The sequence below is a fragment of the Streptomyces sp. NPDC054956 genome, assembly GCF_053609185.1.
In genome coordinates this window covers 1-7,016 of sequence record NZ_JBSGXB010000359.1, presented here as the reverse complement: position 1 = coordinate 7,016, position 7,016 = coordinate 1, and the positions used below count along the sequence as shown (strand labels likewise).

Sequence of the window (7,016 nt, the reverse complement as noted above, 5' to 3'; positions counted from 1 at the left end):
ACCGTCGAGGTGCTGCCCGGCCAGCGGGTGGAGCTGAGCGAACCCTGGCCCGGGGGGGCCGGCCCGGACCCGCGGCGGGCGGCCCCCACCCCCCCCCCCCCCCCGGTGCGTTGCGGACCGCCTCCCACCCCCGCGGGGATATCGTCTGGAGGTGGACCAGCCGAATCCCCGCCCGGCTCCGCCGGGAACCGAGGCCCCGCCCGTCGTCTGTGCGCGCTGCGGCGCCCAGTCCCCGGCCGGCGCCCCGCCCACCTGGACCTGCTCCGTGGAGAACGGGACCAGACAGTACTTCTGCGTCGACTGCGCGCGCGCCAACCTCCGCGCCATCGAGGGCCGTCTCGACTCCGCCTGGTGGTGAGCTCCGGCCGCACCCCTCGGGACGCGGCCGGCCGGCTCAGTCCTCTTCGGGCAGGAACCCGGGGAGCCAGGACTCCAGTTCGTCGCGCAGCCGCACCGTCGCACCGAGCTGGCACAGCACGCCGATCGTGCTCAGCGTCACCCGGTGGATCAGCAGGTACGAGGGCGGCAGGTTGATCTGACGCCCCAACTGGTGCGCGGGGGAGCGGGGATCGGCGATCCGCGCCGCCTGGCCGCGCAGCCACGGCCGGGTGAAGGTGAACTCCCCGTCCTCGGCGGGCTCGAGCATCGGCCTGAGGTAGTCGAGCACCGCCTCGGGGTCCAGCTCGATGGACTCGCGCACGAACCCCTCGCCGCGCAGGTGCCCGTAGACGCCCTCGGCGTCATCGGCCAGCGCCAGCCGCAGCGACTTGCCTATGGACTTGGGCCAGCCGCCCGGCAGCCGGTCGACCGTCCCGAAGTCCAGTACGCCCAGCCGCATCCGGCCGTCGGCACCGCACACCAGCCGGAAGTTGCCCGGGTGCGGGTCGGCGTGCAGCAGCCCGGTGCGGGCGGGGCCCGAGAAGAGGAACCGGGCCAGCAGCTGTCCGGCGCGGTCGCGCTCCTCCTCCGTGCCGTCGGCTATCACCTCCGACAGCGGAGTCCCTTCCATCCACTCGGTCACCAGCACCTGGTCGCCCTGGTGCACGACATCCGGCACGAGCACGTCCTCGTCGCCGTCGAAGGCGTCCGCGTGCGTCCGCTGCGCCTCGGCCTCGAGCTCGTAGTCCAGCTCCTCCGCGACCCGGTCGCGCAACTCCTTGATGAGCGGCTTGATGTCCATGCCCGGGACCAGCGGTCCCAGCAGGCCCGCGAACCGGCCCAGCTGCTTCAGGTCCGACAGCAGTGCCTCGCCGGCCCCCGGGTACTGGACCTTGACCGCCACCTGCCGGCCGTCGTGCCACACCGCCCGGTGCACCTGCCCGATCGAGGCCGCCGCGGAGGGCTTGTCCTCGAACTCCTCGAACAGGTCCCGCCAGTCCTCGCCGAGCCGCTCCGCCAGCACCTGGTGGACGGTGGCCGCGGGCAGCGGCGGCGCCGCCTCCTGAAGCTTCGTCAGAGCCGCCCGGTAGGGACCGGCGACCTCCTCGGGCAGGGCCGACTCGAAGACCGAGAGCGCCTGCCCGAACTTCATGGCACCCCCCTTGAGCTCGCCCAGTACGCGGAACAGCTGCTCGGCGGTGCGCTGCTGGAGCTCGCGGGCCACGATCTCCGCCGACTTGCCCCCGATCCGCTTGCCGAGACCCCACGTGGCCCGGCCTGCGATGCCCAAGGGCAGCGCGGCCAGCTTGACGGTACGGGTGACCGCCTTCCGGGGAAGATCAGACATACGCCCCTCCAGTTCCCAGACAGCTGAGCCGCAAGCGGCGCTTCGGGAGAGCCCCGACGGCCTTCGGACGGCACCTCGGCCACGAGCAATCCTGTCATGGCCCGCTCCGCGTCCCGGAGCCCGATACCGCAGTCGATCCGAGCGGTGCTCCCGAGGCCGGTCCTGTCACGAGAGGTTCGGGCCGTCCGCTCGTGCCGCACGGGCAGTCGGGGTGGAGGAGGACGGGGTTCGGCTGCCAGTGGAGGGCGGGGAGGGAGGCCTCCCAGCGGGTGGCGGTGGAGGCGGGGAGCTCCCCGTCGAGGAAGGAGAGCGCGTGGGCCGCGGCCAGTCCGGCCACCGCCGTCGACAGGCCCAGATCGCAGGCGCCGGTGCCGCGGCGGCGGTGCGCCGAGCGCCACTGGACCAGCATCCGCGGCCAGGCCGGATCCCGGTCCACCCGCTCGCGCTCCATGCACCCGGCGCAGGCCGTGGCCCCGGGGAGCACCAGCGGCCCCACCAGCCCGGTCCCCTCCAGCACCCCCGCGTACAGATGGGGGGTGCCGGTGGAGACCCAGTCGGCCGCGGTCTGCGGATCGGGGGCCCAGGCCTGCAGCCCGTCCCGGGGCGCGACCACCACCAGGGACAGTCCCGGCTCCGGTCCGCCGCCCTCCCCGCTCCGCGGGCCGCGGCCGGGAGCCGCCTCCCGGACCACCGTCCGCGCGGCCTGGGCCCGCAGCCGGCCCACGCTGCCGGGGCCCAGCCCGCCCGGAGCCACGTCCGCCGGCTCGGTGCGGCCCCCGTCGAGCACCTCGACCCGGCCGACGCCGGCTCCCGCCAGGACCGAGGCGATCACCCCGCCCACCCGGCCGCTCCCGCGCACCTGGACCCGTATCCCCCGACGGGCGGCCACACCCCGTAAGTCCCCGCCCGGCCGGGGATGGACCAGGGAGAGCGAGCCCAGGTCGGGCCCCAGCCGGGCCAGGGCCTCCGGCCGGTCCCGCACGGCCTGGGCCCGGGGCCCGCCGGCGGTGGCGTCGTCGAGCAGCCCGGCCGCGGCGAGCCGCCGCACCACCTCGTCGACCCGCCCGTCCGGAAGCCCCATCGCCCTGCCCTGCGAGCGCAGCAGTTCCATGCCCCGGGTCCCGTCGATCAGGTCGAGGAGCGCCGCCGTGGCGGTGTCCACCGGGCCGAGGACGACGGCGTGGGCGGGGGTCACCCCGAACTGGACCGTCTGCAGATCCCGCCAGGCCCGTGCCAGCGCGGACTTCACCTTCGGATACATCACGGCCTCCCTCGATTCACGCGCCGCATTCCCCGCGCCGCTTTCCGAAAAGACTGCCCGGGCCTCGGATCGCGCGTGAAAAGTTGTCCACAGGTGAGGGGTATTAGGCATATGAGAGGGATAACTAGGGTTCTTTCCCGGGCTCCGCGAACAGATCGTGTTCGAACCCCGGAGGGGTGGGACTTCCGCCGCGGCGAGCGGGTACCGTCGTGGCGTGTCCGCCGATCCACCGCAGCGCGCCGTCGAAGTCCGCCGGAGCGCACGCCGCCGCAGGACCGTATCCGCCTACCGCGAGGGTGACCGTACGGTCGTCCTCATCCCTGCCCGGATGTCCGAGGCGGAGGAGCGGCGCTGGGTCGGCGTCATGCTCGACAAGCTCGCCGCGCAGGAGAGCAAGCGCACCCTCGGGGACGCGGAACTCGCCGAGCGGGCGGAGCGTTTGTCCGAGCAGTACTTCGCCGGCCGCGCCCGCCCCCGCTCGGTCCGCTGGGTCACCAACCAGAACACCCGCTGGGGCTCCTGCACCCCGGCCGAGGGCAGCATCCGGCTCTCGCACCGCATCCAGGGGATGCCCGAGTACGTCGTCGACTACGTGCTGCTGCACGAGCTCGCGCACCTCCTGGTACCCGGCCACGGCCCCGGCTTCTGGGAACTGCTCGAGGCGTACCCGCGCACCGAGAGGGCCCGCGGTTACCTCGAAGGAGTCGTCGCCGCCGAGCGCCTTCCGAAAGTCCCCGCCGCCCGGGATGAATGATCCGTAATTGCCGGTGATGTCATACCCCGTGATATGTACCGGGTCGGTACCGACTTGGCCGGATGTCCGAGGTTGCCGTTAGCCTGAGCGGCACGCATTCACAGTCGGGATGGGGGACGGTCTTACGTATGGCCAGGGAATTCCAACGCGGTCACAAGGCCAAGATCAGTGATCTGACGGCGGGCACGGACCTCTACGTGGGTGTCCAGATCGCCGGGCCCGGACTCGCGATCGACATCAGCTGTTTCGGCCTCGACGCCAACGAGCAGCTCTCGGACGACCGCTACTTCGTCTTCTTCAACCAGCCGAAGTCGCCGGAGGAGTCCATCCAGCTGCTCGGCGCCCAGGCCGGTGACGCGGAATCCTTCCGGGTGACCCTGGACCGCATCCCGGCCAACATCCACAAGCTCTCCTTCGCGGCCTCCATCGACGGCGCCGGCCAGATGTCGCAGATCGGCCCGGGCTGGATCCGGATCGTGGCCGGCGGCGAAGAGGTCGTCCGGTACACCTTCACGGGCTCGGAGTTCAGCACCGAGCGCGCGCTGATGATCGGCGACTTCTACCTCAAGGACGTGTGGCGCTTCGCCGCCGTCGGCCAGGGCTTCGACGGCGGACTCGCCGCGCTGCTGAAGAACTTCGGCGGCGAGGTCGCCGAGGAGCAGCAGCCCGCGCCGCAGGCCCAGGCCCCGGCGGGCGCTCCCGGCTTCGCCCCGCCGCCGCAGGCCGCCGCGCCCGCGCCCGCCTTCGGCGCTCCCGCGCAGGCCCAGCCCCCGGCCCCCGCACCGGCCTTCGGAGCCCCGGCCGGCGCGCCGCCGCAGGCCCCGGTCCCCGCCCCGGCTCCGTACCAGCAGCCCGTCCACGCGGCCCCCACCATGGCCGCGCCCCTGGCCCCGCCGGCCCCCGCGCCCTACGGCCAGCCTCCGCAGCCCTCGTACGGCCAGGTCCCGCCGCCCGCCCCGGCCCCCGCGCCGTACGGGCAGCAGCCGCAGCCCTCGTACGGCCAGGTCCCGGGCCAGGCTCCCGGCCAGTTCCCCGGCCAGCAGCCGCCCCCGTACGGACAGCAGCCCGGCTACGGCCAGCCCGCCCAGGCGGTGCCCGCCGTCGGCGCCGGCCTCGCCGCCGCCCTGCAGCCGTACAAGGAAGCCCCGACCGGCGCCCGCTGGACCCCGCAGAACCAGCAGCTCATGCGCGTCGACCTGGCCATGGGCGGCCAGGCCGTCCTCGCCCGCCAGGGCAGCATGGTCCTCTACCAGGGCAAGGTCGACTTCAGCTACAAGGGCGCGGGCTTCGCCGGCCGCATCGTCGGCAACGCCACCGGCCAGGAGATGCAGCTGATGCGCTGCACCGGCCGCGGCCAGGTCTTCCTCGCGGAGGGCGGCGCCCACCTGCACGCCATCGAGCTCCAGGGCGACGGCATCTGCGTCTCCGCCGAGAACGTGCTCGCCTTCGACGAGTCGCTCCAGCACGAGGTCCGCCGCATCGAGGGCCACGGCATCCCCGGCGGCGCCCTGTTCACCATGCAGTTCCAGGGCACCGGCACGGTGATCGTCAAGACGCACGGCGTGCCCGTCGTCCTGCCCGTCACCCCGACCACCTTCGCGGACAGCAACGCCATCGTCGCGTGGTCCTCCGCCGCCCAGGTGATCATCTCCAGCCAGGTCCGGCTGCGCCGCAACGCCTACCCCGGCCACAGCGGGGAGACCGTGAACCTCCAGTTCCGCGGCGCTCCCGGCAACTTCATCGTCGTCCAGCCGTACGAGGTCTGAGGGAGCCCCACATGAATGCCATGAACGCTATGAACCAGCAGCTCGCGGGCTACGCCCCGACCCCCGTCACGGCCCGCATGGAGAACCACGGCAGGGCCATGCTCAAGGTCGCCATGCAGAGCGGCCAGGACCTCTTCGCGCGCACCGGATCGATGGTCGCCTACGAGGGCTTCGTGCAGTACGAGCCCAACCCGCCGGCCGTCCGCCAGATGGCCTCGCAGTGGCTCACCGGCGAGGGCGCCCCGCTGATGAAGTGCACCGGCGACGGCCTGCTCTACCTCGCCGACTACGGCGCGGACGTCGTCGTCATCAACCTGAACAACGACGCCCTCTCCGTCAACGGCACCAACCTCCTCGCCTTCGACGCCCACCTCCAGTGGGGCGTCGAGCGGGTCAAGGGCATGGCCAAGTTCGCCGGCCAGGGCCTGTTCAACGTGCAGATCGCGGGCACCGGCTGGGTGGCCATCACCTCCCGCGGCACCCCGATCGTGGTCGACTGCGGCCGCGGCGAGGACGAGACGTTCGTCGACCCGGACGCGCTCGTCGCCTGGTCCCCGAACCTCAAGGTCAAGGGGAAGAGCAGCTTCAAGGCCTCGTCGCTGATCGGCCGGGGCAGCGGGGAGGCCTACCAGATGGCCTTCTCCGGCCAGGGCATCGTCGTCGTACAGCCCAGCGAGGACAGCACCGACCGGCTCCGGGTCCGGGGCTGAGGGGGAGAAGGCACATCATGCAGAGCTCACTTTTCGCCCACGCCGAGGCGCAGTCCCAGGAGCGGTACGCCGTCCAGAACCCGCAGCTGCTGCGGGTCTCGCTGACCGGCTCCGACGACGTCCTCGCCCGCAAGGGGGCCATGGTCGCCTACCAGGGGATCATCGACTTCGACGGCGAGTACCAGAGCGCCAACCAGCGCGGTGCCCGCCGCCGCACCGGCGAGGGGCTCGACCTCATGCGCTGCTCCGGGCAGGGCACGGTCTACCTGGCGAACCTGGCCCAGTACGTGCACGTCGTGGACGTGGACCACGACGGCCTGACCGTCGACAGCAGCTACGTCCTCGCGCTGGACTCCACCCTGCACACCGAGGTCATCGCGGTGGACAGCCAGTACGGGATCTCCGGCTCCGGCAAGTACCAGCTCAACATCACCGGCCGCGGCAAGGTCGCCCTGATGACCTCCGGGCAGCCGCTGATGATGCAGGTCACGCCCGACAAGTACGTCAACGCGGACGCCGACGCCATCGTCGCCTGGTCCACCTCGCTGCGCGTGCAGATGCAGGCCCAGACGCACTCCACCGGAGTGTGGCGCCGGCGCGGCAACACCGGCGAGGGCTGGGAGCTCAGCTTCCTGGGCACCGGTTTCGCGCTGGTCCAGCCCAGCGAGGTGCTGCCGCCGCAGAACGCCCAGATCGGCCAGGGCGCGGCCGCCCAGTTCGGCATGGGCCAGCACGGCGCCCACGCGCAGAACCAGAACAACGCCTGGAACTGATCAGAGGCAGGCAGGAACGAAAGAGG

The 7,016-nt window shown here is 72.7% G+C and carries 7 protein-coding genes; 5 read left to right on the top strand and 2 right to left on the bottom strand.

All coding sequences use genetic code 11. The features are described from left to right. The first annotated feature begins 151 nt into the window (after positions 1–151). A complete protein-coding gene (locus ACWGDE_RS34030; RefSeq protein ID WP_453392916.1) occupies positions 152–358 on the top strand; it encodes a hypothetical protein in 207 nt (68 codons plus the stop codon). Positions 359–394: 36 nt separating this feature from the next. Here ACWGDE_RS34030 and ACWGDE_RS34025 read toward each other — a convergent pair whose 3' ends face one another. Together ACWGDE_RS34025 and ACWGDE_RS34020 are read right to left on the bottom strand one after the other, a co-directional pair. Then, positions 395–1,726, bottom strand: coding sequence for an ABC1 kinase family protein (locus ACWGDE_RS34025; RefSeq protein WP_453392915.1), 1,332 nt, complete (start codon positions 1,724–1,726; stop codon positions 395–397). 94 nt (positions 1,727–1,820) lie between these two features. Beyond that, on the bottom strand, positions 1,821–2,987 hold the full coding sequence (locus ACWGDE_RS34020; RefSeq protein WP_453392914.1) for a ThiF family adenylyltransferase: 1,167 nt from the start codon (positions 2,985–2,987) through the stop codon (positions 1,821–1,823). A gap of 214 nt (positions 2,988–3,201) precedes the next feature. Between ACWGDE_RS34020 and ACWGDE_RS34015 the strand changes: the two genes are divergently transcribed. From ACWGDE_RS34015 to ACWGDE_RS34000, 4 genes are all read left to right on the top strand, one after another. After that, on the top strand, positions 3,202–3,741 hold the full coding sequence (locus ACWGDE_RS34015; protein WP_453392913.1) for a M48 metallopeptidase family protein: 540 nt from the start codon (positions 3,202–3,204) through the stop codon (positions 3,739–3,741). Between the two features lie 128 nt (positions 3,742–3,869). Beyond that, positions 3,870–5,507 carry a TerD family protein gene (locus ACWGDE_RS34010; RefSeq protein WP_453392912.1) on the top strand — a complete coding sequence of 546 codons (1,638 nt, stop codon included), beginning with the start codon at positions 3,870–3,872 and terminating at the stop codon, positions 5,505–5,507. A 29-nt stretch (positions 5,508–5,536) separates the two neighbouring features. Further along, positions 5,537–6,217, top strand: a complete 681-nt coding sequence (locus tag ACWGDE_RS34005) for an AIM24 family protein (protein ID WP_376618924.1) — start codon at positions 5,537–5,539, stop codon at positions 6,215–6,217. A gap of 17 nt (positions 6,218–6,234) precedes the next feature. After that, positions 6,235–6,990: an AIM24 family protein gene (locus ACWGDE_RS34000; protein WP_453392911.1), complete on the top strand. Its 756-nt coding sequence runs from the start codon at positions 6,235–6,237 to the stop codon at positions 6,988–6,990. Positions 6,991–7,016: the final 26 nt, after the last annotated feature.